Source organism: Neobacillus sp. BF23-41, assembly GCF_041106275.1.
On the sequence record NZ_JBGBPR010000005.1, the window covers coordinates 59,807 to 84,191 of the forward strand.

The window sequence follows — 24,385 nt, forward strand, 5'->3', positions numbered from 1 at the left end:
CTTCCTTTTCCCTCCTAATTTTTTGCATCCATAAAGAAATTTTCATAAGAATAAATACATTTTTTAAACACAAAAAACTCGCCCCCAATGTATAGGGACGAGTTAACTCGCGATACCACCCTACTTCCGCAACAAACAAACACTGCGGCTCTCGATCAACGTACCATTCTAAGTACGTGTTCCATTGTAACGGCGGAATTTCCGGTCTAGCTTACTTAACAGTTTCAGCTACACATCTCCGAGATGATCTTCGAATACGTCCTGACATCGACTTTCAGCAACTGTCGACTCTCTGTAGAACAAGGGCTTAATCTACTTTTCTCATCATTGATTCATCTTCAATTTTTATAAGGGTACCACTGAAAAAATAACCTGTCAATATTTTTTGACTATTTTAATTATTTAGTTAATTATAAAGCGCTTACATCGTTTTTAGGGTTCTTTCACCTATTTCATTCCCTTAAATTTTATATTTTATTTCGCCATCGATGATCGTCATTTCAATTTCAGTTTGGAGTAGATCATCAGGATTCTCCATTGTAAATAAGTTTTTAGAATAAACCGTTAGATCCGCTAGTTTTCCTCTTGAAATCGTACCTTTTTGATTTTCTTCATTGGTGGCAAATGCGCCCCCAACTGTAAATAACTTAACGGCATCAAGCATCGAGAGCTTCTCTTTGGCGTTCCAGCCTTCATGAAGATCCCCAGGAGTTCTACGAGTTATCGCAGCATGGATGCCAAGCAGAGGGTCTATAGGTTCAATTGGTGCATCGGACCCGCCAGCACATAATACGCCCGAATCAAGTAACGTTTTCCATGCATATAAATAGGGCTCCCTCTTTTTGCCTACTCTTTCTTTCACCCATGGATAATCACCCACAACGAACCTTGGTTGAATATCAGCAATCCGACTCGAATCAACTAAGCGGTGAATTAAATCATTCCGAACCAGGGATGTGTGAATAATCCGATCACGATATTCCACTTTTGGCAATTGATCAAGTACATCTAGAACATTTTCTAACGCCTTGTCACCAATCGTATGTACAGCTAGTGGCATGGAGTATTCTCGTACCTCTTTTACCACTCTATAAAGGGTTTCTTGGTCAAACATGGCATCCCCAAGCTGGCTTGGCTCATCGTGATAGGGTTCTGAAAGTAGCGCAGTTCTTCTCCCAAATGCTCCATCAGCAAAAATTTTTATTGCTCCTATTTGTAATTTCTCATTTCCATAGCCTGCATACAATCCTCTTTCTTTCAATTGATTAAGATAGGGGTAATCAATGAGCAGATTACAGCGTAAGCCTTGGCCTTCATGGTTAATTAGTTCATCATACATTTTATACGTTGATTCCAGACCGCCTAAATAAGCAGGATCATTGGTATGTACACTTGTTAAACCCTTCTTCACTGCAAATTGCATCGCTTGTTGCAAACCATTCTTTAACTCTTGATAGGTTCGTACCGGTATGTATTTTGTTATCAGCTGGGAAGCCGATTCGAGCAGCATCCCTGTCGGCTTTTTGGTAATCGGATCAAGTACAACTGTTCCGCCAGTTGGAATATTAATCTCCGGATAATACTGGCTCATTTCAAGTGCCTTGCTATTCACTAAAAAGGCATGGTGACAAATCCGTTTTAGATAAACAGGACTGTGTGGTGCAACAAAGTCTAACTCTCCTATTGTAGGAATAGTTCCTCCTTTAAAAAGGTTTTCATCCCAGCCCATACCGACAAGCCACTTTCCAGGCGCAACTTTATTCGCCTTCTCCCTAATTTTATCAAGCATTTCGCTTTTTGATTTTACACCAGTTAAATCAAGGTCTAAAAAGTTGAAAGCTACACCTGAAAGATGCAGGTGACTATCAGTCAATCCAGGTGTAACCATTTTCCCCTGTAAATCAATTATGTTTGACCCTTTTCTACCCCATTGTAGGATCATCTCGTCGTGAGAACCTATATCTACAATTCTACCTTTCTCAACAACCACAGCTTCCACTACCGGCTGATTCGTTTCCAAAGTATAAATTGTTCCATTTGTAAAAATTGTCTTTGTCATCAAAACCCTCCTACCTAAATAGAACTTATCTCCTATTATAATTATGAGTGATTATATTATTTTTATAATTAAACGGTTGAACCCTTTTAGTATACAGCAAAACAAATTTTAAAAAAATTCATGAAAAAATTATCGCAAACATGCAAAAAAACTCTTTCCGGACGAATGGAAAGAGTTTTTTAACAGCTTATCGAGTTATTTAATCAGATCCTGTAATTAACAAATCATCTTGGATGGTTGCTAGGGCTGTTTGAGTAGTAACTTCTTGGCCCTTCTTAATAGGTAAAGATGTGATATACCCGCTGATCCCGATCGAAATCTCTTCAATTCTACCGTTCTGGGTTTTTATTAAAAACAGTTTTTCCCACTCATATACATGGTCGTTTTCCTCTGTTAAAACAGTTTCCACGGTCCCAGAACATGGACTGAAAATAACTTCTTCCACTACTACTGACAATTTTCGTCACTCCTTTTTTAATTTCGTACAGTCATAGAACAGATAGAGATTTTTCCGTCCATCCTTGTAGGGAGATTTCAATCATTTAAAGATTACTCTACTCCTTTTAAACCCATCCTCTGAAACGAGAGGCCTCCGCAACTTTCTTTATTCCAACCATATAAGCTGCTAAACGCATGTCTACTTGATGGGATTTAGAAGTTTGATAGATAGTATCAAACGAGCTAACCATTACCTTCTTCAGCTTTTCTTCTACTTCTTCCTCAGTCCAATAATAACCTTGATTATTTTGCACCCATTCAAAATAAGATACAGTTACCCCGCCTGCGCTTGCAAGGATGTCAGGAACAAGAATAATACCACGTTCCGTTAGTATCTTTGTTGCCTCGATTGTTGTCGGACCATTCGCTGCTTCCACAACAATCGCTGCTTTAATATTGGCAGCATTTTTGGCTGTGATTTGGTTCGAGATAGCTGCCGGCACTAGAATATCACACTCTAATTCAAGTAGCTCTTGGTTTGTAATCGTATTTTTAAATAGTTGCGAGAAGGTGCCGAAGCTATCCCTTCGATCAAGCAAGTAATTAATATCAAGTCCGTTTGGATCGTATATAGCGCCATACACATCGGATACAGCCACAACCTTAGCACCTGCATCATGCATAAATTTGGCCAAATAACTTCCCGCATTCCCAAAGCCTTGAATGACTACACGGGCTCCTTGCAACTCTTTCCCTATTTTCTTGACTGCTTCTTCAATACAAATTGTTACACCACGGGCAGTCGCTGTTTCACGGCCTTGAGAACCTCCAAGGACGATGGGTTTCCCAGTAATAAATCCTGGTGAATCAAATTCACGTAAACGGCTGTACTCATCCATCATCCATGCCATAATTTGTGAATTCGTATAAACATCTGGTGCTGGAATGTCTTTTGAAGGTCCTACGATTTGGCTGACCGCACGAACATAGCCGCGGCTTAAACCTTCCAGCTCTCTAAAGGACATATTTCGCGGATCACAAATGATACCGCCTTTACCGCCGCCATAGGGAAGATTCGTGATTCCACACTTTAAGCTCATCCAAATGGACAACGCTTTTACTTCTTCTTCATCCACTTCAGGATGGAAACGGACGCCGCCTTTAGTTGGGCCGACTGCATCATTATGCTGGGAGCGATAGCCCGTAAATATTTTGACAGAACCATCATCCATTTTTACGGGAATGCGGACTGTTAACAATCTGATCGGTTCTTTTAGTAATTCATACATTTCGCTATTATAGCCCAATTTTGATAATGCTTGTTGAATAATCGTTTGGGTTGAATTGAATAAATTTAATGATTCTTGTTCTTTTTGTTGTTCTTTTTCCATTTCAGTTACTATCGCTTTAACAGACATGACTGACACCCCGTCGAATAATAGATTATTAGCATTTTAATTTAAATAATTAACTTAAAACTGTTTTGATTTTTTCAAAAGCCCAATCGATTTCTTCTTTTGTAATAGTAAGCGGTGGTGCAAAACGAATAACGGTATCATGTGTTTCTTTGCATAATAAACCTTTTTCTTTTAACTGCTCACAATAAGGTCTTGCAGCTTCTGTTAGTTCTACTCCGATAAATAATCCTCGGCCTCTTATTGTTTTAATTTTTGGATTATCGATAGATTGTAATTGTTCAAAGAAGTATTTACCTAATTCAAGCGAACGTTCGGCTAGTTTTTCTTCTTCAATTACATCCAAGGCTGCAAGCGATACTGCGCAAGCAAGTGGATTTCCCCCAAACGTTGAACCGTGGGAACCTGGATTGAATACGCCTAATACATCCGAATTGGCAACAACACAAGATATTGGGAACACACCGCCGCCAAGTGCTTTACCTAGGATCAACATGTCAGGGTTTACATCTTCCCAATCACATGCAAACATTTTTCCAGTACGTGCCAAGCCTACTTGAATCTCATCGGCAATGAATAATACTTTGTTTTCTTTACATAAATCAGATGCCGCTTTCAAAAATCCTTCTGGTGGTAAAATAATTCCTGCTTCACCTTGAATTGGCTCGATTAAAAATGCTGCTGTGTTTGGTGTGATCGCTGCTTTCAATGCTTCGAGGTCACCGTATGGAATTAAGTTGATTCCAGGCAGCATCGGACCAAAACCACGCTTATATTCCGGATCAGATGATAAGGAAACGGCACCCATTGTACGGCCGTGGAAATTCCCTACGCAGGCAATAATTTCTGCTTGATTTTCAGCAATCCCTTTTACATCATAACCCCAGCGACGTGCTGCTTTTAGTGCCGTTTCAACAGCTTCTGCTCCAGTATTCATTGGGAGTGCCATATTTTTATTGGTTAACTGACAAATTTTCTCGTACCATGGACCAAGTTGATCATTATGAAAAGCACGGGAAGTAAGCGTTACTTTATCGGCTTGGTCTTTCAATGCTTGAATAATTTTTGGATGACGATGTCCTTGGTTAACGGCAGAATAAGCGCTCAGCATATCCATGTAACGATTACCTTCTGGACTTTCCACCCAAACTCCTTCTGCCTTGGCAATAACGATTGGCAGTGGATGATAGTTATTTGCACCAAATTTATCTGTTTGTTCTATGATTTGATTTGTTTTAGTTGTCTCAGTTACTGTCATTATAGTTCCTCCTTCAAATTTCCTCGACAGGTGGAGTAAAACCCACCTCCACCTATCGAGGCATCTAAGCTGTAGTTTTTATAGTGTTTCAGATGTTGTTTTAGCCTGCATGTGAAGCAGTAAATATTCAGGACCGCCTGCTTTGGAATCTGTACCCGACATATTAAATCCGCCAAACGGTTGATAACCAACAATCGCGCCGGTACATGTGCGGTTAAAATAAAGGTTTCCAACGTGGAATTCGTCACGTGCTCGTTCAATATGTGCACGATTATTTGAAATTAATGCACCTGTTAATCCGTAGTCAGTGTTATTTGCAATGGTCATCATATGATCAAAGTCACGTGCTTTACTAATACCAAGAACTGGACCAAAAATTTCTTCCTGCATGAGGCGTGCATTTTCATCTAAATCAGCGAAGATTGTTGGTTGGATGAAGTAACCTTTAGAATCATCGCCTTCTCCGCCAGTCATAAGCCGGCCTTCTTGCTTGCCAACTTCAATATAATTCATGATTTTTTTGAAGGATTTTCCATCAATAACAGGTCCCATATAGGTATTTGCATCTTCAGGGTTGCCAAGAGTTAGTGTTCTTGTTAAAGCAACCACCTTCTCAAGTACGACATCATAGACATCCTGATGAATAACTGCACGAGATCCTGCCGAACATTTTTGACCTGAAAAGCCGAAAGCGGAATAGACAATGCTTGCTGCTGCTAAATCTAAATCCGCATCATTATCTACTACTACGGTATCTTTACCGCCCATTTCAGCAATAACTCGTTTGATCCATTTTTGGCCTGGATGAACCTTGGCAGCACGTTCATTAATGCGGCAGCCAACTTCACGAGAACCGGTAAAGGATACGAAGCGTGTTTTTGGATGATCAACAAGGTAATCCCCGATTTGCGCACCGCTGCCTGGAACGAAGTTTAGAACTCCTTTTGGAAGTCCTGCTTCCTCCATTAACTCAACGAATTTTGCTGCTACTACTGGTGTCGAGTTAGCTGGCTTTAGAAGAACTGTATTCCCAGAGACGATGGCTGCTATTGTTGTTCCTGCCATAATCGCTAATGGGAAGTTAAAAGGTGAAATGATAATCCCCACACCTAGTGGAATATAATTATATTGATTGTATTCTCCGTCACGGCTTTGTACTGGTGAGCCCTCTTTCAATCTCAGCATTTGACGGCCATAATATTCGATGAAGTCAATTGCTTCTGCTGTATCGGCATCTGCTTCCTTCCATGGCTTTCCGGCTTCCTTGACAAGATAAGCAGAAAACTCATGTTTCCGGCGGCGCATAATTGCTGCTGCCTTGAACAAAATGTTGGCACGATGTTCCGGCTTCCATGTTTTCCACGTTTCGAATGTGGTTAATGCGGCATGCATAGCCTTTTCTGCTAACTCTTGATCAGCCATGGAAACTCTACCAATGATTTCTTCTGTATTTGCTGGATTAATAGAGATAATTTTTTCTTCTGTTGTAATTGATTCCCCTCCAATTACAACTGGATAATCCTTTCCTAACTGCGATTGAACGTAGTCAAGAGCAGCTTGAAAAGCTAGTATATTTTTTTCATCTTCAAAGTTTGTAAATGGTTCATGTGTATACGATTTCATTTGTTTGTTCCCCCTTGTCGTTTGTTACAGTTATTTATAATGCAAGTTCCGTGCCAACATTGATTTTGCATGAATAAAGGATTTCTTGTTCAATATGTGCCAAAATATTTTGCGCAAAATATATAATTAATTGAAAACAGCAAAAAAATTTTGCATTTTAATAACTCAATACTTAAATAGGTGCATACAAATTGTTTTAATCGAATGAGCAAAAAGAGTTCATTGGAACTGAATAAATACATATTAGACATCTAGTCTTTGATTTCATGATATATTTAGATTAATAGAAAGATAATTCAGTTATTTCAAAGGAGAGATTTATATGATTATCCCTTACAAAGGAATTTCCCCAGATATTCATGAATCAGTTTTTGTGGCACCTGGCGCTTATTTAATTGGTGATGTGAGAATTGGAAAGGATTCATCTGTTTGGTTTAATGCGGTATTACGTGGTGATGACGGGCCAATTATCATCGGTGAACGCTGCAGTATTCAGGACAATTCAACGATTCATTTATTCGAAGGATTCCCAGTCGAAATTGCTGATGATGTGACAATTGGCCATAATGTTATTTTGCATGGCTGTAAGGTTGGCAATCGATGTATTATTGGAATGGGTTCAACGCTTTTAGACAATGTAGAAGTTGGCGAGGATTGTATAATAGGAGCTAATACGCTGCTATCTGGAGGCATTAAAATTCCCCCTCGCTCACTCGTGTTGGGTTCTCCAGGAAGGGTGGTCCGCGAAATTACTCAGAAGGACCTGGACTTGTTACAAATGTCCAGCGAGCACTATGTCCAAAGGGGAAAAGAGTTTAGGGAAATACTTAAATAAACCTTAAGAATAAAAAAGTGGTGCTTGACACCAACCATTGCTGGGTGTCAGGCACCATGAAGTTTAAAACTATTTACTCTCACTTAAAGCAGTGGTTTTAGCAGGAATGACAAAGCTGAGTACAATCGTAATTAAGCTCAAACAAAGGGCATAAAGAAACACGTTTTTCATTCCAATAACGATACTTGCTGCCTGATTGATGATGAGTCCCATGATGGTAACCCCAATCGATGTCCCAATGTTTTTTATAAACATTTGCAGCGAAGTGGACATGCCTCTGATATGGGATTCAGCAAATTCTTGGGAAGCGATCGTTCCAACCGCAAATAATAATCCAAAGGAAACTCCTTGGATAGTTAAGATTAGAAACAGGCCGAGATAAGATAAATCAGTGATGAATAGGTATAATGCTAAGCCTGAAGCAGTTGTGATGAAGCTTCCGATAATAAATAAGCTTTTATAACCATAGCGTATAATCCACTTCCCTGCCGGGGTACTGCCAAACATCCAGCCCACCGCAATACTGAGAAGAATTAGTCCACTTTTATAAATACTCATATCCTTTCCTTCTTGGAGATACAATGGAATAAAGTTGGATGTTCCAAAAAAGGACAGACAGTAAAATAACATGAAAAGGTTAGTCATTAGGATTCCTTTGTTTTTAAACAATGATACTGGAAGGAACGGATGTGCTTCTTTCCTCTCTACCAATATGAAGACAATCAAACCGATAATCCCAAAGATAATGTACCAAATAGAATTTTTTACATTCGTAGATAACAATAATAGCGTAATCGAAATCCCAAATAAGAAGAAACCTTTGTAGTCGATATGTGTCTTTTTAAATTCGATTTTTTCCTTATAAGGAATCATACAAAGAACCGTTGCAATGCCAATGGGAATATTGATAAAGAAAATCCATCTCCACGTTAGTGCTTCAACAAAGAAGGAACCCAATACAGGTCCAACAATGGATGAAATTGCCCATATGCTGCTAAAGACCGCTTGAATTTTCCCGCGGTTTTCTATTGTAAACAAATCACCTACGATGATCATGGAGAGAGGGATCATCCCGCCTGCCCCTATTCCTTGGACACCTCTAAAAATAATCAGCGTACTAATGGAATTGGCCATTCCACAGAGAATCGAACCTAGGGTAAATATTGAAACAGCGATAATTAACAGCTTTTTCCGACCATACATATCAGATAATTTCCCGTAAAGCGGGACCGTAACCGTACTTGCTAACATATAGACAACAAATATCCAAGCAAACAGCTCCATCCCTCCGAGCTGTTTCACTATGGTGGGACTTGCCGTTTGCATAATATTTGCATCAAGTGCTGATATTAGGGTAGATATTACAAGACCCCAAAACACATACCTATTCTTTTTCATACATTCCTCCGACACAGTTTAATTAAAATTCCTAATTCCTTTGTTGAACATAACCAAAATAGATATAACTACTATTACAATACTAAAAGTAACTAAGGTGAAGATTTCACCGATCCCTTCAGCTAACCACCCCGTAACTAAATAACCAACAGGCAGTAAGGAAAAAGAACCCAGCATATCTAAACTCGCTACCCGTCCGAATTTGTCTTCGGGAACAAGTTCTTGAAGACTAGTTTCCCAGATCAATCCAAATAACATAATCCCTGCACCCTCTAGAAACATACATAGCATCAATAAGGGGATGCTCGACACGAATGGCATAAACAGTAAGGCAAGACCGCTTATCGCCACACCAACATATGCGAGCAATCCTCTTTTCTTCCATTCTTTTCGTAATCCAAAGACAAGCCCGCATACGATGGCACCAGCCCCTGAAGCGGAAAGGACCAAGCCATACACAACGGGTTCAAATTCATAATATATATTAATGAGCCATGGAATTAAGATTCGAATAATCCCGCCTGAAAAAATATTTATTAACGAGAATGCCAGAATGGTAATCCAAAGCCATGACTCCTCCTTCAGTACCTCGATCCCTTCGAAAAAATCTTGTTTAAGAGAATTTTTCTTTCCAAGCATCTCTGTGGGTTTTTGAAAAGACAAAGAACGCAGGCTAAATAAAAAGAACAAAGAAATTATATATGTTAGCGCATCAATCCCAAAACCCCAGGCCGCTGAAAAAGAGGTGACAATCAATCCACCTATGATCGGACCAAATATTCGTAATGCCTGCATACTTACTTGAGTCATGGAGTTTGCAGCATTGCGAATATCCTGGGTAAACACCTTCGCTCTTACAGCAGAATACGCTGGCTGAAAGAAGCTATCCATTGTTCCCATAATAAACATTATGATAAAAAGGTAAATCATATTTAGCTGATCCAAAATAGCAAAAATAGCTAAAATCATCATCAGAAAAAAACGAACAATATCAACAACAAACATAATTTTGACTTTGTTCATTTTATCGACAAGTACACCTGAAAATGGGAGAAGAATAACAAATGGCAGCATATAGATTGCCATGACAGTACCCATCATCGCGGTTGATTTTGATACTTGAAGGACTACAATCGGGAGAATCACATTTGTAATCGAACTTCCTAACAATGAAAAAATTTGGCCAAAAAGCAACGCGGAAAAATGTTTAGATTTCCTAAATATTTGCAAATAAGAAACCTCACGAAGCATCTGTTTAGTTTGTAACAAACCCACAAACCCCCTCCTAATCTCTTGAATCTCTGTCTATTATGATATTTTATCATTTTTTTAAGTAAATAGAATAAGCCATTCGCTATGAATGGCTCACCTCCATCTTCAATAATGGCTGAGTAATTGTTGGTAAAATTATTTCAATGGTGGTTCCTTCGTTAATTTTACTATAGATGTTTAGTTCCCCATTATGGCCTTCGATAATTTTGTAGCAGGTCATTAAGCCGAGTCCGGTTCCCTTTTCCTTCGTAGTATAAAAAGGTTCCCCTAGAGTAGAGATCCGTTCCTCCGGAATCCCAACCCCCTGATCAATGATTTGTACCGAAATTTTCCCATCTTCTTTTTTCATAACGTATACATTAATATTTCCGCCTTTAGGCATTGCTTCAATCGCGTTCTTAAGTAAGTTTAAAAAAACTTGTTTTAGTTGATTTTCTTCGCAGCTAATCAACGGCAAATCATTGTCATATTCAACAAAGATTAGAACATTATTTAAAAGAGACTGGTTGTTAATTAAAGTGACAACATCCTTTAATAATATCCTTATATCCTTTGTAATGTAAACGGCAGCTGTCGGTTTGGCAAGCACGAGGAACTCCCCGACGATATCATTGATCCGGTCAAGCTCTGTTAACAGAATATCAAAGTATTCCTCTTTCCTAGTGCTGGTCCTTAGGAGTTGGATAAAACCTTTTATAGATGTGAGTGGATTTCGTATTTCATGGGCTATACCTGCCGCCATTTGGCCTAATAATGCCAATTTTTCAGACTTTTGAAGGAGACGTTCTGTTTCTTCCATTTTTTCAGTAATATCCTTGCCAATGGACAACACCGCCTCTTTTCCCCCAAAAACGATAAACAAGGAAGATACTTCAAAGAAAAATGGTGTTCCATCCAAACGTTTTGCTTTGTATTCGATTGTGTTTACGGGCTGCTTTTCTTTCTTTATTTGTTTAAAACGTTCAAACAAACGACTGTTATAGTCTGGAATAATAAATTCAAAAATGGATTTCCCCATTACATCTTCTAGTTTGGTAGCACCAATCAAGTTCATGGCAGCCTTATTTACATATAAAAACCTATGATTACTCGTAATATAGACGGGTGCAGGCAATGAATCTATTAACTTCTTATAGCTCTCCTCACTAGCACGTGACTTTTTTTCATAATAGCGTGCTTTATCATATTGCCACCCCACTAACCATGCAATAAGGGTAAAAAGAAAAAAGTCTATCGAAAAAAAAGGATGATGATCGTAAATCTTTTGGTAACTGCTATATAAAACCGAAATCAGCAACAGGATAATTTGACCGGATTTATTCATTATTCCGCCCTCTTAATCAGGTATATTTACTTATGCTATTCGACATAATTCTATTTAATCCTTCATTAAAATTAATTAATTATTATTATGGAGAGAAACAGAAAAAAATCCACCAAATTTCAATGACAATGATTTTTAGTTCGACGATTTTTGAATTTTTTCTGATTGTAATATCATATATTATCACAAAAAAAGAGTCTATAATATTTAATTATAAACTCTTACAATCTCATTTTTTTATATAAGTATCTCTTCTTTGATTCTTTCTGGAAACCAGGATAGTTTTTCAGATAGTTTGACAACTTCTCCGATGACTATCATGGCTGGATTTGTGATTCGATTTTCATTTACAACTTCAACAATCGTCTCAAGTGTCCCGACAACTGTTCGTTGATTTCCTGTTGTCCCTTGTTCAATTACAGCTATAGGTGTTTGAGACTCCTTTCCACAGGATATAAGTTGGCTGCATATAAAAGGAAGATGTTTGACACCCATATATATGGCAAGTGTATCGACACCATGGGCTAGATGGTCCCACCGAATGTTTTTAGGTTTGCCACTCAAACAGTGACCTGTAATCATAGCAAACGATTGACTCCATTCACGGTGAGTGACAGGAATTCCCGCATAAGCCGGTGCAGCAATACCCGAAGTAATCCCAGGTACAATTTCAAATTCGAGCCCATTTTGAACAAGCACTTCCGCTTCTTCACCGCCTCGGCCAAAAATAAATGGGTCTCCCCCTTTTAATCGAACAACTGTTTTACCTGCCAAGGCCTTATCTACTAATATTTGATGGATGGATTCTTGGGAAACACAATGGTTTCCCGGCTCTTTTCCGCAATAGATGAACTCAGCGTCGCTCTTACCGTATTTCAGCAACACCGGATTGACTAACCGATCATAAAGAATAACGTCTGCCTGTTCAAGACATTTCGCTGCTTTAACCGTAATTAAATCAGGATCACCAGGACCAGCTCCAACAATATAGACTTTCCCCTTTGTTTGAATCATAAAGACCTCCATTTTACTGAACTAATCGATTAAGAGAAATACTTCTTCCCCTTCTATTCTAGTTTTATAGGTTTTCACACAGCCTGCATCCGGCTCTTGTACCTTCCCATTATCCAAACATATTTTCCAATCATGCATGGGACAGAAAACAAATTCGCCGCTTACCATTCCTTCGCTCAAAACCCCGCCTTTATGTGGACAGCGATTTTCAACGGCACGCACGCTCCCATTTAATAATTTAAATACAGCCACTTCTTTATCCCCGACACAAAAAGTCTTTCCTAATCGTTCTGGAAGATCCCGTACAGAACCGATCGACACCGCTTCAACACTTTTCTTTGTCATTTGACTATTTCCTCCTTTAAATGTAAGAACTTACGACATTACTACACTCTCAAACAATTCTTTTCTTACTTTTTCATCCTCTGTTATTGTCTTCCATGGGTCCTTAATTACAGATAATGCGTCATCCATACGTTTATTTAACTCTTGACGTTTTCCCTTATCATCAAGAACCGTTCGTACATGTGTTAACCCCATACGTTCAATCCATGCCGAAGTACGTTCTAAATAGTTGGCTGTTTCACGGTAATATTGAAGATACGCACCGGTAATTTCCATCGCCTCTTCTGATGTTTTCACGGTGTATAGTAAATCTCCCCCGCGAACATGGGTACCGCCGTTCCCTCCGACATAAAGTTCCCAGCCCCCGTCAATTCCAATAAACCCAATATCTTTAAACCCCGACTCTGCACAGCTTCTCGGACAAGCAGAAACGGCCATTTTCACTTTATGAGGTGTTTGTAGTCCTTCAAATTTCTTCTCGAGGTCGATTCCCAGCCCCATGGAATCTTGGGTTCCAAAACGGCAGAACTGTTCACCGACACATGTTTTCACTGTACGTAGTGATTTTCCGTAGGCAGATCCTGACGGCATATCCAAATCAGTCCATACTTTTGGCAAGTCTTCCTTTTTTACCCCGAGTAGGTCAATCCGTTGTCCTCCTGTTAGTTTTACTAATGGTATTTCGTATTTATCTACCACGTCAGCAATCCGTCGTAGGTCTTGTGAATTCGTTACACCACCGTACATTCGCGGTACAACAGAATATGTTCCATCCTTTTGTATATTGGCATGCATCCGCTCATTGACAAACCGGGACTCTCTTTCGTCCGTATATTCAATCGGATGGACCATCCCTAAATAGTAATTCAAAGCAGGGCGGCATTTTGAACAACCTTCCTCAGTACTCCACCCAAGCACATTCATCACTTCTTTGATAAGGGTCAAACCCTTGGATTTAATCTCTTCCACTATTTCATCTCTCGAAAAATGAGTGCAGCTGCAAATCGCTTCTTTCTGTAAAGTGCCGTCATACGCTGACCCAAGTGTATGTTGTAACACTTCAGCAACAAGCGGCTTACACCCCCCGCAAGAACGAGAAGCACTTGTACAAGCTTTGATTTCATCAACGGATGAACAACCCTGATTCTGTATCGCCTGGATAATCGTTCCTTTGGTTACACCATTACATCCGCAAATAATGTCCTCCTCACTCATGGAAGCTACTAAACTGCTCCCGAAATCATCATTTAGTGGCTGTAAAAGTGATACCTTCGTGGTAAAGGAGACATCTGCTTGCTGTTGAATCATCGAAAAAAGGCGATTTCCATCACTGCTATCACCAAACAGCACGGCGCCAACAATTTTATTGTCTTGAATCACGATCTTCTTATAAATGCTGTCATTTCCATCAAAGACTTTAATGGCTTCCTTTCCTTCACCTTCCATAAAATCTCCGGCAGAGAATACCTCGACCCCAGAAACCTTCAGTTGTGTAGACAAAACGGAGCCATGATAGCCATTGGTCTTAACTCCGCAAATGTGATGAGCTAATACTTTTCCTTGTTCAAACAATGGTGCTACAAGACCGTATACCGATCCGTTGTGTTCGGCGCACTCTCCTACAGAGTAAATATTAGGAACGCTCGTTTGGAGGAAATCATTCACGACAATACCGCGATTAATAGCAATACCGCTTACTTTGGCCAATTCGATATTTGGCTTAATACCAACAGCCATCACGACTAAGTCTGTATCAAGGATCGTTCCATCGCCAAACCTTACACCTTCTACGCGGTCATCTCCAACAATTTCTTGCGTTTGTTTTTCTAATAAAAACTTCATTCCTTGTTTTTCTAATTCCGACTGTAATAGTTTCCCTGCCTGTGGATCTAATTGTCTTTCCATCAAATAAGGGGCGAGATGTATAACAGAAACATCCATTCCTAGGTTTAAAAGTCCTCTAGCAGCTTCGAGCCCGAGTAATCCGCCGCCAATTACGGCCGCTTTTTTATACTTCCTCGAGGCCTCAAGCATCACTTCGGTATCCTTTATATCACGAAAAGCTGTCACACCGATCTTTTCAGCTCCTGGAACCGGAAGAATAAATGGGAGTGACCCTGATGCAATGATCAACTCATCATACGGTTCGATTCTTCCTAAGTCAGTTACAACGACTTTCTTCATCGGATCAACTTTGATCACTGTTTCACTTGTAAACAACTGAATATTGTTTTCTGTGTACCAATCCCAGTCATTAAGCGTAATGTCTTTTACCTCCGTATCACCTTGTAAAACCTTTGAAAGCAGTATTCTATTATAATTCGGATGTGGTTCGCTTCCGAAAATGGTAATCTCAAATAACTCCTTAGATAGTTTTAAAATCTCTTCAATGGCTTTAACTCCAGCCATTCCATTACCTACAAGAACCAATTTTTTCTTACTCACGTTAGGTTTCCTCCCTTAGAATGTTTCTTAAACTATAGCACAGAGCATTCAATAACTAACTTAATGTGTAAGGTCTTCTAACATAGAAATTTTAATTTAGGAAATCCTTTACTGGACTTACCTTTACAACACTGACTTTAAATCCAGGCATTTTACAGGCAGGATCCAATTCTTTTGAAACGAGGAGATTAATATTTTGTGAATCTGCCCAGTGAAAGGGAACAAAAATGGTATCATGACGAATCGTTTCCGACCATTTGCTTCTAACCACTATACTTCCTCTTCTGGATTCAATTTTCACTAATGATTGATCATGGATCTGAAATTTCAATGCGGTTGCAGGGTGAATTTCCATAAATGATTCCACATTCCTTGCCGCTAAGGCTGGACTTTTTCTTGTTTGCACTCCAGTTAAGTAGTGTGACATGACTCTTCCTGTTGTTAAATAGAGTGGAAACTCTTCAGATAGTTGTTCTTTCGGAACCTCAGGGATGTTCGGTACAACCACCATCGCTGCCTTTCCATCTGAATGGGCAAAGGATGTCTCAAACACTCTTTTCGTACCTCTATGCTCAGGAGCTGGGCATGGCCATAATATTCCGCCTTCCTTCCTAAGACGTTCATATGTCATTCCAAAATAATCAGCATTACCCCCGCGGCTTGCCATTCTTAATTCAGTAAAAATTTCCTCAGCAGATGAAAAGGAAAAATATTTTTCTTTTCCAAGCACACGGGCAATTTCGCAAATGATTTGCCAATCATGCTTCACTTCTCCCGGACAAGGATAGCTTGCTTCCCGTAATGTTACCCGCCCCTCTACATTCGTCATCGTTCCTTCATCTTCTAGGTAGGAAGAAGCTGGCAATATTAAATCGGCTAATCTTGCTGTTTCTGAAACAAACAGCTCCACTGCGACAAAGAATTTTAATTTTTTAATTGCCTCTTTGACGAAGTGGGCATTTGGATTGGAGACAATCGGATTGGAACACATCAAGAACAAGCCCTGAATTTCACCTTCATGGATTTTCTCGATCATTTCATAGGCAGAAACCCCTTTACGTGGTAAATCGTCCTTGTCAACTCCCCAGACACTGGCCACATATTCTCGATGTTCTTCATTCTCAATTGAACGGTATCCAGGCAGTTGGTCTGCTTTTTGGCCATGCTCTCGCGCCCCTTGGCCATTCCCTTGTCCTGTAATAGCGCCATAACCGCAGCCTGGTTTGCCAATTTTACCGGTTGATACCAGAATATTTAGGAAATTACGGACAGTCATCGAGCCATTTGTGTGCTGTTCTACCCCTCTCGCTGTAAATATCATTCCTGTTTCTTCTTTACCAAACCTTACTGCCGCTTTGCGAATGAGTTCAATTGGGACGCCGGTTATCTCTTCAATTTCCTCTAAATTAAGGGATAATACATACTCTCTAACTTCTTCAAATCTGTTTACGCGTTCTTGAATAAAGTCCTTATCAACATAATTTTCTTCAATGATAACTTTCAATAACCCATTAGCTAACACAGCATCTGTTCCCGGTTTAGGTTTTAAATGCAAGTCTGCTATTTTCGTTGTTGCTGTTTCCCGAGGATCGATAGCGATAATATAGGTACCATTTTCTTTCGCTTTTTCAAAATAGGGCATAATCGTTGGCTGACATTCGGCAATATTCGTCCCGGCTAATATAATGCAACGAGTCGACGGAATTTCTGCCAAGCTGTTCGTGAATCCTCGGTCCAACCCAAAGGTTTGACTTGCCGCTGAAGCAGCTGCAGACATACAAAGGCGTCCATTATAATCAATGTATTTTGTTTTTAAAGCAACCCGGGCGAATTTACCCAATAAGTAAGCTTCTTCATTTGTGATTGACGCGCTCCCATAAACTGCTAAGGCATTAAGTCCAGATTCTGCCTGGATTTTAGTAAAGTTTTCTTTAATTTCATTCAAGGCCGTCTCCCAAGAAACACGAACAAATTCTCCATTTACTTTTAATAATGGATATTTCAAACGGTCCTTATGAAATGCATGTTGATGGGCGTTCATACCCTTAATACATAAACGCCCCTCCGAGGTTGGATTCTCTTTACCAATGGTTATATATTTTTTTCTCGTAACAATCGATTGTTCAATCAATTGCATTTTACATTGCATACTACAGTACGGACATTGAGACTCGTATTTTTTTTCTGATTTCACTTCTTGTTCCTTTGTGCGAAAATACTTTAAAAATGCTTCCGTCAAAATAGCTCACCCTTTTCTCACTTTTTTTCGTAATAGTTAACTTTAACGAACGTTCCTTACAGGACGGTTGATGACCTGGAACTTTTTTCTAAAAGCTTTTTGCGTAAGAAACGATCTTTCTCTAACCGCAGCAATAATTGCTGGCGATGTTCTAAGTCAAACAGGATTTCGCGCACATGCACTAAACCAACTCGTTCGATCCATTGCCATGTACGTTCAAGGAAATTGGCCGTTTCACGGTAATATTGAATAAAGGCACAAATAATTTCGATCACATCATGATTCAATGATTCAAGGCATAACAACTCTCCTGCGCGTACATTTCGTCCACTGCTGCCACCGACATAAATTTCCCAGCCAAGACCTGTTCCGATTACACCGATATCTTTCGTAGTCGAACCTGCACCATTATGCATACAAGCAGATATGCCCATTTTCACACGGTAGGGCGTGGTGAGGAATTCCAAATTTTTTTCGAGACTGACAGCCAGTTGAATCGATGATTGTTTGTCACATCGGCAAATATGTTCACCGATACTTGTTTTAATATTTTGAACCATATTTCCATAAGTCGAACTAACATCCATGTTCAAATCAGCCCAAACATCAGCCAGGTCCTCTTTCTTCACCTCCATCAAATGAATTCTTTGTTCACTTGTTATCGCAACATTAGAGATTCTATATTTCTCAGCAACATTGGCAATCGTTCGCAATTGTTCTGCTGTCGTTTTTCCGCCGTACATCTGTGGGACAACGGTGTAAGTGCCATCTTGTTGAACAATTGCATTCATTTGTTCGGATACAAAAAGTGTTTCTTGTTGGCTCTCATACTCCGGATAGATCATTCCTAAATAATAGGCCAAGGCAGGACAACAGGTAGTACATCCTTCCTTACTTTTCCAATCAAGCACCTCCATTACTTCTTGTACCGTAGTGCAGCTTTGTAATTGCATCTCATAAACCACTTCATCCTCTGTTAATGATGTACAAGGGCACATCGATTTTTGATCAATGACCTCATCAAATTCATCGCTCTGGATATAGGAAAGAAGATCGGATACTAACGGTTTACAACCGCCGCACGAGCTGGACGCCTTGGTGCACTTTTTTACTTGTTCCACGGTCGTTAAATCATTTTTTAGAACCGCTTCAATAATGGCCCCTTTCGGCACTCCGTTACAATTGCAGATCATTTCACTATGCGCCATAGAAGCGATGGAATCTCCACCTCCATTTGAAGATTGAAACAAAGTAACTTTCTCTACGTCCGACACATCTTGTTTTTTCATGATCATATCTAGCAATCTTGTACGATCCCTTGTATCGCCAAATAAAACGGCGCCAACTATTTTAGAATCTTCAAAGACAAGCTTTTTATAAACGCCAGCTAACTCATCATGAATTTCAATTGATTTAAGACCTTCATCACAAGAAAACTGACCAGCTGAAAACACATCCACACCCGATATTTTTAATTGAGTGGAAAGAATAGTTCCTTCGTATCCTTTAGATTCCAACCCGCAAAGACGTTTGGATAAAATCTTCCCTTGGTCATAAAGAGGTTTTACCAATCCATAGACAATTCCTCGATGCTCTACGCATTCACCAACAGCATAAATATTCGGTATATTCGTTTCCATATAATCATTAACGAGGATGGCACGGTTAGTTTCGATCCCACTTTCCTTTGCTAACTGTATATTTGGTCGCACCCCTACTGCCATTACAACCAAATCAGCTTCTACTTCGGTACTGTCCTTAAATGACACTCCTTCCACGCGCTTGCTTCCCCGAATCTCCTTTGTTTCTTTTTCAAAAAGAAAATGAAATCCTTGCCTTTCTAACTCTGTTTGCAACAATTTCGCTGCGCTTTCATCCAGTTGTCTTTCCATTAAATTTCGGGCATTATGAACCACTGTTACTTCCATACCAAGATTGAGCAGACCTTTGGCAGCTTCTAAACCTAAGACTCCACCTCCAATGACTACCGCTTTTTTATGTTGTTTAGCTGTTTCAATCATTTTCTGACAATCTTCCATGGTACGAAACGTGATGACTCCTTCTTTATCAACACCCGGCAGAGGAAGCTGAAATGGAACAGAACCTGTTGCGATAATTAGTCGGTCATAAGGAACCTCCTGATTTTTATCCGTCTTAACAAGTTGTTTTTCGGTATCAATTATTTTCACCGTTTCTCCGGTAAACAGTCTGATATTCTGTTGGTTATACCAATCACGATCATTGATTGTAATATCTTTAAACGATGTACCACCCTGCAAGACGGCCGATAATTGGATCCGATTATAGTTAGGGTGTGGTTCGCTTCCGAAAATCGTAATGTCAAAGGAATCAGGTAAATGCTTTAAAATCTCCTCAATGCACCGCACCCCTGCCATTCCATTACCTATCAGTACGAGTTTTTGCTTATTCATTCTAAAAGCCTCCGTATGTTCGATATTTGGGTAACTGCAACGATAAATATCACCTATTATTCCATAAAACTCATCAAAAGAAATTCAGTGTGTCACATTTTCTAACACAATAAGTTTCATGTTAGAGTTCCTTACACGCTATGAGACATCTCCTGTTTCAATACGTTATTGTTTAACAAAGCAAGGGAAACACAAATACCAACAATGTTAAGGAGGGAAAGTGATGAAAAACAATATCGGTTTATTTTCATTCTTGGTTTTACTAGTAAGGGTCATGCTTTCAAAAAACAGCTGTTTTGAATGGTAATAAAAGTAAAAATGTATATTGGAGATTAACTATGATACAAATTGAAGGGAGAACAACATTATGAGGTTATCAGATCTAAAAAAAAGCGGGCATACGCCATCATTAGCAGCGTCATTTTTATATTTTGATGTTAGTTTCATGATTTGGGTGATTTTGGGGGCACTAGGGGTTTATATAACAAAGGATTTTGGACTATCTCCCGCTCAGAAGGGTTTCATCGTAGCTGTTCCAATCCTAAGCGGATCGTTTTTCCGGCTCATCCTTGGAGTCTTAACGGATCGTATTGGTCCTCGAAAAACAGCAATAAGCGGGATGCTCGTCACCATCATCCCGCTAGCTTGGGGCTGGTTATTCGGACAGACGTTAACCGAACTTTACTTGATCGGAATCCTACTCGGAGTAGCAGGAGCAAGTTTTGCGGCTGCCATACCAATGGCAAGCCGTTGGTACCCGCCACACTTACAAGGACTTGCAATGGGGATTGCGGGCGCTGGGAATAGTGGAACACTTTTTGCTACATTATTTGGCCCGCGTCTTGCAGAAAATATTGGCTGGCATAATGTAATGGGATTAGCTATTATTCCTCTTTTGATTGTATTTATCTTGTATATTCTTCTTGCGAAAGATGCACCTTCACAACCAGCAGCAAAACCGGTGGTTGAATATTTGAAAGTATTTAAACAAAAAGATACATGGTTTTTTTGTTTGCTTTATAGTGTTACCTTCGGAGGATTTGTCGGTTTGTCCAGTTTCTTAAGCATCTTTTTTGTGGATCAATACGATTTATCAAAAGTCAGAGCAGGTGATTTTGTCACTCTTTGCGTAGCAGCAGGAAGCTTTTTCCGGCCAGTTGGGGGGTTCATAGCCGATAAAATCGGCGGCGTACGTCTTCTGACCTTTTTATTTATCGGGGTAGCTCTCACTATGTTCGGCGTAAGTCAGCTTCCATCTTTGGCTATTGTGACAACCTTATTGTTTTTCGGAATGCTCTGCCTTGGAATGGGAAATGGTGCAGTCTTTCAATTGGTTCCACAGCGCTTCCAAGAAGAAATTGGAATGATTACCGGGATTGTCGGAGCAGCTGGCGGGGTTGGCGGATTTTTTGTACCAAATATACTTGGATCACTTAAGGAAATTACCGGAACGTACGGATCTGGATTTATCGTTTATACAGGGGTTGGAATCACGGCTTTAATAGTGTTACTTATTGCACAAATGTCGTGGCGAAAAACCTGGTCGCCAAAGGAAGCCTCCATAAAAAATTAGAGATAATTTTTTATGGACAGCTACTAAATAGTAAGAAAAAGAAGTAGAACCTGAAGAAGGCTATTCTTGAACCTAACTGGGTCCTAGAATAGCCTTCTTCAATTTAACTGCTTCTTTGTATATGATGCATTCACCCATCTTCTAAATTCTAGGTTGTGGGTTACCGCTTGTAAGATGCGCATCAAACATATCAATAATTTCAAGAAATCTATCAGCCTCACGAAAAACATGGTCTGCTAATAGTGGATGGATGATACTCTTTATTTTACATTGCTCAATTAAATCACGTGCCGTTTTCTTGAAGTCCCGTAGAGAGGAGACCGACACACGATTCTGATCCAGGAATTGATCTAAAAGAGGAACAGTTTGAGATTGTGGTTTCATAGATTCTAAGTCTCTTGCTTGATACATCAATTGATCAAAGTCATTGCTGAAATTTTGGGCTATATCAATTAACTTCCTTTCGGATGGATCTAGTAGATGACCAATAAATTTAGCATGGTCTGCCATAATTCTTAGGAAGAAGACATTTTCCTTTATTATGGCATCTGGAAGGGGTTTTAATTTACCTTCGTTTAATTCCACTAATCGTTTTCTAAAATAATTAGCTTCTCTACTTGTATGATCAACTAACAGTGGAAAATTATTTGCCCCCGGCAATTTACATGTAAGTATTAAACCTAGTACTTTTCGTTTAAATGCAAAAATGCTGGTTGCAGCTTGTTGTACTTCCGAATTAAATCTTCTTATTTGTTCAGGATCTGCTTGATTGGAAGTGGAATGTGCAGTTTGTTCGATGCGTTCAAACAATTGATAAAATTGATTAGCCTCTTGGATTAGTTGAGTATCCTCTGCTCTAAAGCCTAATCGAAGAAATAAAGAATGTTCTTTCATGATCCTAGACCAAAAACGTATTTCATTTAACGATCGCTCAACAAACATTCCGGATGTAACACCTGTATCAGGATGTTGTAAGTTTTCATTCCCATTCATTCAAAAACCCCCCAGTAAATACTTCATTCGTTCTATTCTTATTAATAAATTCATATAAATATACCCAAATAAGAGGTTCAAAAGATTCCCTACCTAAATTAAGAAAAATATAATAACAATAGAAAAGAAGTTAACAGACATATATTATTTTATGTAGAAACGAGAATTTAAGGGGGATTTTATGGGTTTCTATTGGGTGGGTTTTGTTTTATGGTTATTAATTGGGATTTCATTGATTTTCCTAGTATGGGGAGTAGGTAAAAAATCCTGGAAAGCGTTATTAATCAGTGGAATTTCCTTAGTGGTGCCATCCCTTTATTTCATTGGTGCTGAAAATTGGTTTAGACTAATTGCTTTCCTTCCAATAATATGTTTTTTACTTGCCTATTACACAAGAAAAAATATTAAGTAATTCGAAGGACCTAATCATAGTACTGCACTCAGGCCCTTTTTAAGTTATCATACTAGTCAGTTGGATCTTTTTTTTGTGCTAATTCGTCTCGATCTAATGCCATTGGAGGCTGTTCTAACCACTCGTTATCGATCAGGATATTTGAACCATCCTCAGAAAACAATTGAACTTCTAAAGACAATCGGTTATACATAACACCTAAATCCATCCGAGGACTTTGAGCAACTCCTGTCCCATAGAAACCCACACTCAAGGCAATCAAACCCGATGTAAAAAACATCATGAGCTGATCAGAAAACGTTTGATCCGTACTGCTCGTTACTTCTGATGCCAATGTCTTGGGGACGGGCAGATAACTTTCCTCCAATTTTGAAGCAAATAATTTGATGTGTTTATTTGCAATTTTTATTCCTCTTAGAAAGAATTGTTTCACTTCCTTATCTTTTGCAACCTGACTAAAGCCAGCTAGCGTGGCAGCTCCTAATGCATTTCTTTGAAGGTTTGCGTAAAGATTACTGATTTCAGCTACGATTAACGGTCTTTTTTCCCCAAACACATCTAACATAAATCCTTGCCTTTTTACATATTCAACATGATCCATCTCCTGCATATAAGGGGTCTTTACAAATAGTCCTTTTAACAATAACAAATCCTTTGACAACTTATATAATTGCATTGTCTCTGTCGTGCATTCCATATAATAATCTGTAATGTCATCTCTTATAGATGATGCAACACTGGCAGCATAATTGGTAAGTCCAATTTTTGCCATCTGATTAATAAACTCTAACACAAAACTATCAGAAAATAGTTTAGAAGAGGCTAAATTTACATGCTCATCAACCTTAAAGCCATTCGGAACTACAAAGTTTTCCTCTACGAAAATAGATGTTAATTTTTGTAAATGAGTTTTTGAAAGATTTAATGCAAATTCTATAACAGGTCTAATCTCTTCATCCTCAGCTTTTTCTAAAAAATGCGTCAGAACACATTTACTTCCACTATCATTCATGTATTGCGCCCACAATTGAGCCATCTCTCCTGTGGTCAGCTTTATTTGTTTTTCTTTATCCATTAATAATTTACCTCCATACGGAAAATACCTATTACCATCTTTTCCTATTATGATAAGTTATATGTAATTACATAATTAATACCAAAGAAAAGAACACCCCGATAAATTGAACAGGCGCTCCTTTTATCTTGATATTATCACGTTGAAAAAACATTCTACATATTCCTTTTTTTCTTCTCATAAAATGGACAAGGAGTGATAGTCCTGAGGAGGTATTTATGTGGAATTGAAAAAT

The 24,385-nt window shown here is 39.1% G+C and carries 18 protein-coding genes and 1 other annotated feature; of the genes, 3 read left to right on the plus strand and 15 right to left on the minus strand.

Going from position 1 to position 24,385, the window contains the following annotated elements:
- Window positions 1-90: 90 nt before the first annotated feature.
- Window positions 91-337, minus strand: a binding site (T-box leader).
- Between the two features lie 123 nt (window positions 338-460).
- The 5 genes from AB7942_RS10230 to pruA form a co-directional block, all read right to left on the minus strand.
- Window positions 461-2,059 carry an amidohydrolase gene (locus AB7942_RS10230; protein WP_369446764.1) on the minus strand — a complete coding sequence of 533 codons (1,599 nt, stop codon included), beginning with the start codon at window positions 2,057-2,059 and terminating at the stop codon, window positions 461-463.
- A gap of 199 nt (window positions 2,060-2,258) precedes the next feature.
- Window positions 2,259-2,516 carry a biotin/lipoyl attachment domain-containing protein gene (locus AB7942_RS10235; protein ID WP_369446765.1) on the minus strand — a complete coding sequence of 86 codons (258 nt, stop codon included), beginning with the start codon at window positions 2,514-2,516 and terminating at the stop codon, window positions 2,259-2,261.
- A gap of 106 nt (window positions 2,517-2,622) precedes the next feature.
- Entirely contained in the window at window positions 2,623-3,888 is a 1,266-nt protein-coding gene (locus tag AB7942_RS10240) for a Glu/Leu/Phe/Val family dehydrogenase (RefSeq protein ID WP_483310864.1), read from the minus strand.
- Window positions 3,889-3,964: 76 nt separating this feature from the next.
- The gene (locus AB7942_RS10245) at window positions 3,965-5,170 is read right to left on the minus strand and encodes an ornithine--oxo-acid transaminase (protein ID WP_098934272.1); all 1,206 of its coding nucleotides are present in this window, start codon (window positions 5,168-5,170) and stop codon (window positions 3,965-3,967) included.
- A gap of 78 nt (window positions 5,171-5,248) precedes the next feature.
- Complete coding sequence (pruA, locus tag AB7942_RS10250; protein ID WP_369446767.1) at window positions 5,249-6,793, minus strand: L-glutamate gamma-semialdehyde dehydrogenase; 1,545 nt, start codon at window positions 6,791-6,793, stop codon at window positions 5,249-5,251.
- 322 nt (window positions 6,794-7,115) lie between these two features.
- Between pruA and AB7942_RS10255 the strand changes: the two genes are divergently transcribed.
- A complete protein-coding gene (locus AB7942_RS10255) occupies window positions 7,116-7,628 on the plus strand; it encodes a gamma carbonic anhydrase family protein (protein ID WP_088087775.1) in 513 nt (170 codons plus the stop codon).
- Window positions 7,629-7,697: 69 nt separating this feature from the next.
- Here the strand turns inward: AB7942_RS10255 and AB7942_RS10260 are convergent, their stop codons facing one another.
- The 8 genes from AB7942_RS10260 to nirB (AB7942_RS10295) form a co-directional block, all read right to left on the minus strand.
- A complete protein-coding gene (locus tag AB7942_RS10260) occupies window positions 7,698-9,026 on the minus strand; it encodes an MDR family MFS transporter (RefSeq protein WP_369446768.1) in 1,329 nt (442 codons plus the stop codon).
- 18 nt (window positions 9,027-9,044) lie between these two features.
- Window positions 9,045-10,277: an MFS transporter gene (locus AB7942_RS10265; RefSeq protein WP_483310865.1), complete on the minus strand. Its 1,233-nt coding sequence runs from the start codon at window positions 10,275-10,277 to the stop codon at window positions 9,045-9,047.
- Window positions 10,278-10,380: 103 nt separating this feature from the next.
- Complete coding sequence (locus AB7942_RS10270) at window positions 10,381-11,622, minus strand: ATP-binding protein (protein ID WP_369446770.1); 1,242 nt, start codon at window positions 11,620-11,622, stop codon at window positions 10,381-10,383.
- A 237-nt stretch (window positions 11,623-11,859) separates the two neighbouring features.
- A complete protein-coding gene (gene cobA / locus AB7942_RS10275; RefSeq protein WP_369446771.1) occupies window positions 11,860-12,636 on the minus strand; it encodes a uroporphyrinogen-III C-methyltransferase in 777 nt (258 codons plus the stop codon).
- A gap of 21 nt (window positions 12,637-12,657) precedes the next feature.
- Window positions 12,658-12,981, minus strand: coding sequence for a nitrite reductase small subunit NirD (gene nirD, locus AB7942_RS10280; RefSeq protein ID WP_369446772.1), 324 nt, complete (start codon window positions 12,979-12,981; stop codon window positions 12,658-12,660).
- A 30-nt stretch (window positions 12,982-13,011) separates the two neighbouring features.
- Window positions 13,012-15,426 (minus strand): nitrite reductase large subunit NirB, encoded by a 2,415-nt coding sequence (nirB, locus tag AB7942_RS10285; RefSeq protein ID WP_369446773.1) that lies wholly within the window; start codon window positions 15,424-15,426, stop codon window positions 13,012-13,014.
- Window positions 15,427-15,517: 91 nt separating this feature from the next.
- On the minus strand, window positions 15,518-17,665 hold the full coding sequence (nasC, locus tag AB7942_RS10290; RefSeq protein WP_369446774.1) for an assimilatory nitrate reductase catalytic subunit NasC: 2,148 nt from the start codon (window positions 17,663-17,665) through the stop codon (window positions 15,518-15,520).
- Between the two features lie 56 nt (window positions 17,666-17,721).
- Window positions 17,722-20,097 (minus strand): nitrite reductase large subunit NirB, encoded by a 2,376-nt coding sequence (gene nirB, locus AB7942_RS10295; RefSeq protein WP_369446775.1) that lies wholly within the window; start codon window positions 20,095-20,097, stop codon window positions 17,722-17,724.
- A 367-nt stretch (window positions 20,098-20,464) separates the two neighbouring features.
- Between nirB (AB7942_RS10295) and AB7942_RS10300 the strand changes: the two genes are divergently transcribed.
- Window positions 20,465-21,670: an MFS transporter gene (locus AB7942_RS10300; protein ID WP_088087783.1), complete on the plus strand. Its 1,206-nt coding sequence runs from the start codon at window positions 20,465-20,467 to the stop codon at window positions 21,668-21,670.
- 141 nt (window positions 21,671-21,811) lie between these two features.
- Here AB7942_RS10300 and AB7942_RS10305 read toward each other — a convergent pair whose 3' ends face one another.
- Window positions 21,812-22,663, minus strand: a complete 852-nt coding sequence (locus AB7942_RS10305) for a DUF2935 domain-containing protein (protein WP_088087784.1) — start codon at window positions 22,661-22,663, stop codon at window positions 21,812-21,814.
- Window positions 22,664-22,844: 181 nt separating this feature from the next.
- On the opposite strand from AB7942_RS10305, the gene AB7942_RS10310 reads away from it, so the two are divergent.
- On the plus strand, window positions 22,845-23,075 hold the full coding sequence (locus tag AB7942_RS10310; RefSeq protein WP_369446776.1) for a hypothetical protein: 231 nt from the start codon (window positions 22,845-22,847) through the stop codon (window positions 23,073-23,075).
- A 52-nt stretch (window positions 23,076-23,127) separates the two neighbouring features.
- On the opposite strand, the gene AB7942_RS10315 is transcribed toward AB7942_RS10310, so the two are convergent.
- On the minus strand, window positions 23,128-24,150 hold the full coding sequence (locus tag AB7942_RS10315) for a DUF3231 family protein (protein ID WP_369446777.1): 1,023 nt from the start codon (window positions 24,148-24,150) through the stop codon (window positions 23,128-23,130).
- Window positions 24,151-24,385: the final 235 nt, after the last annotated feature.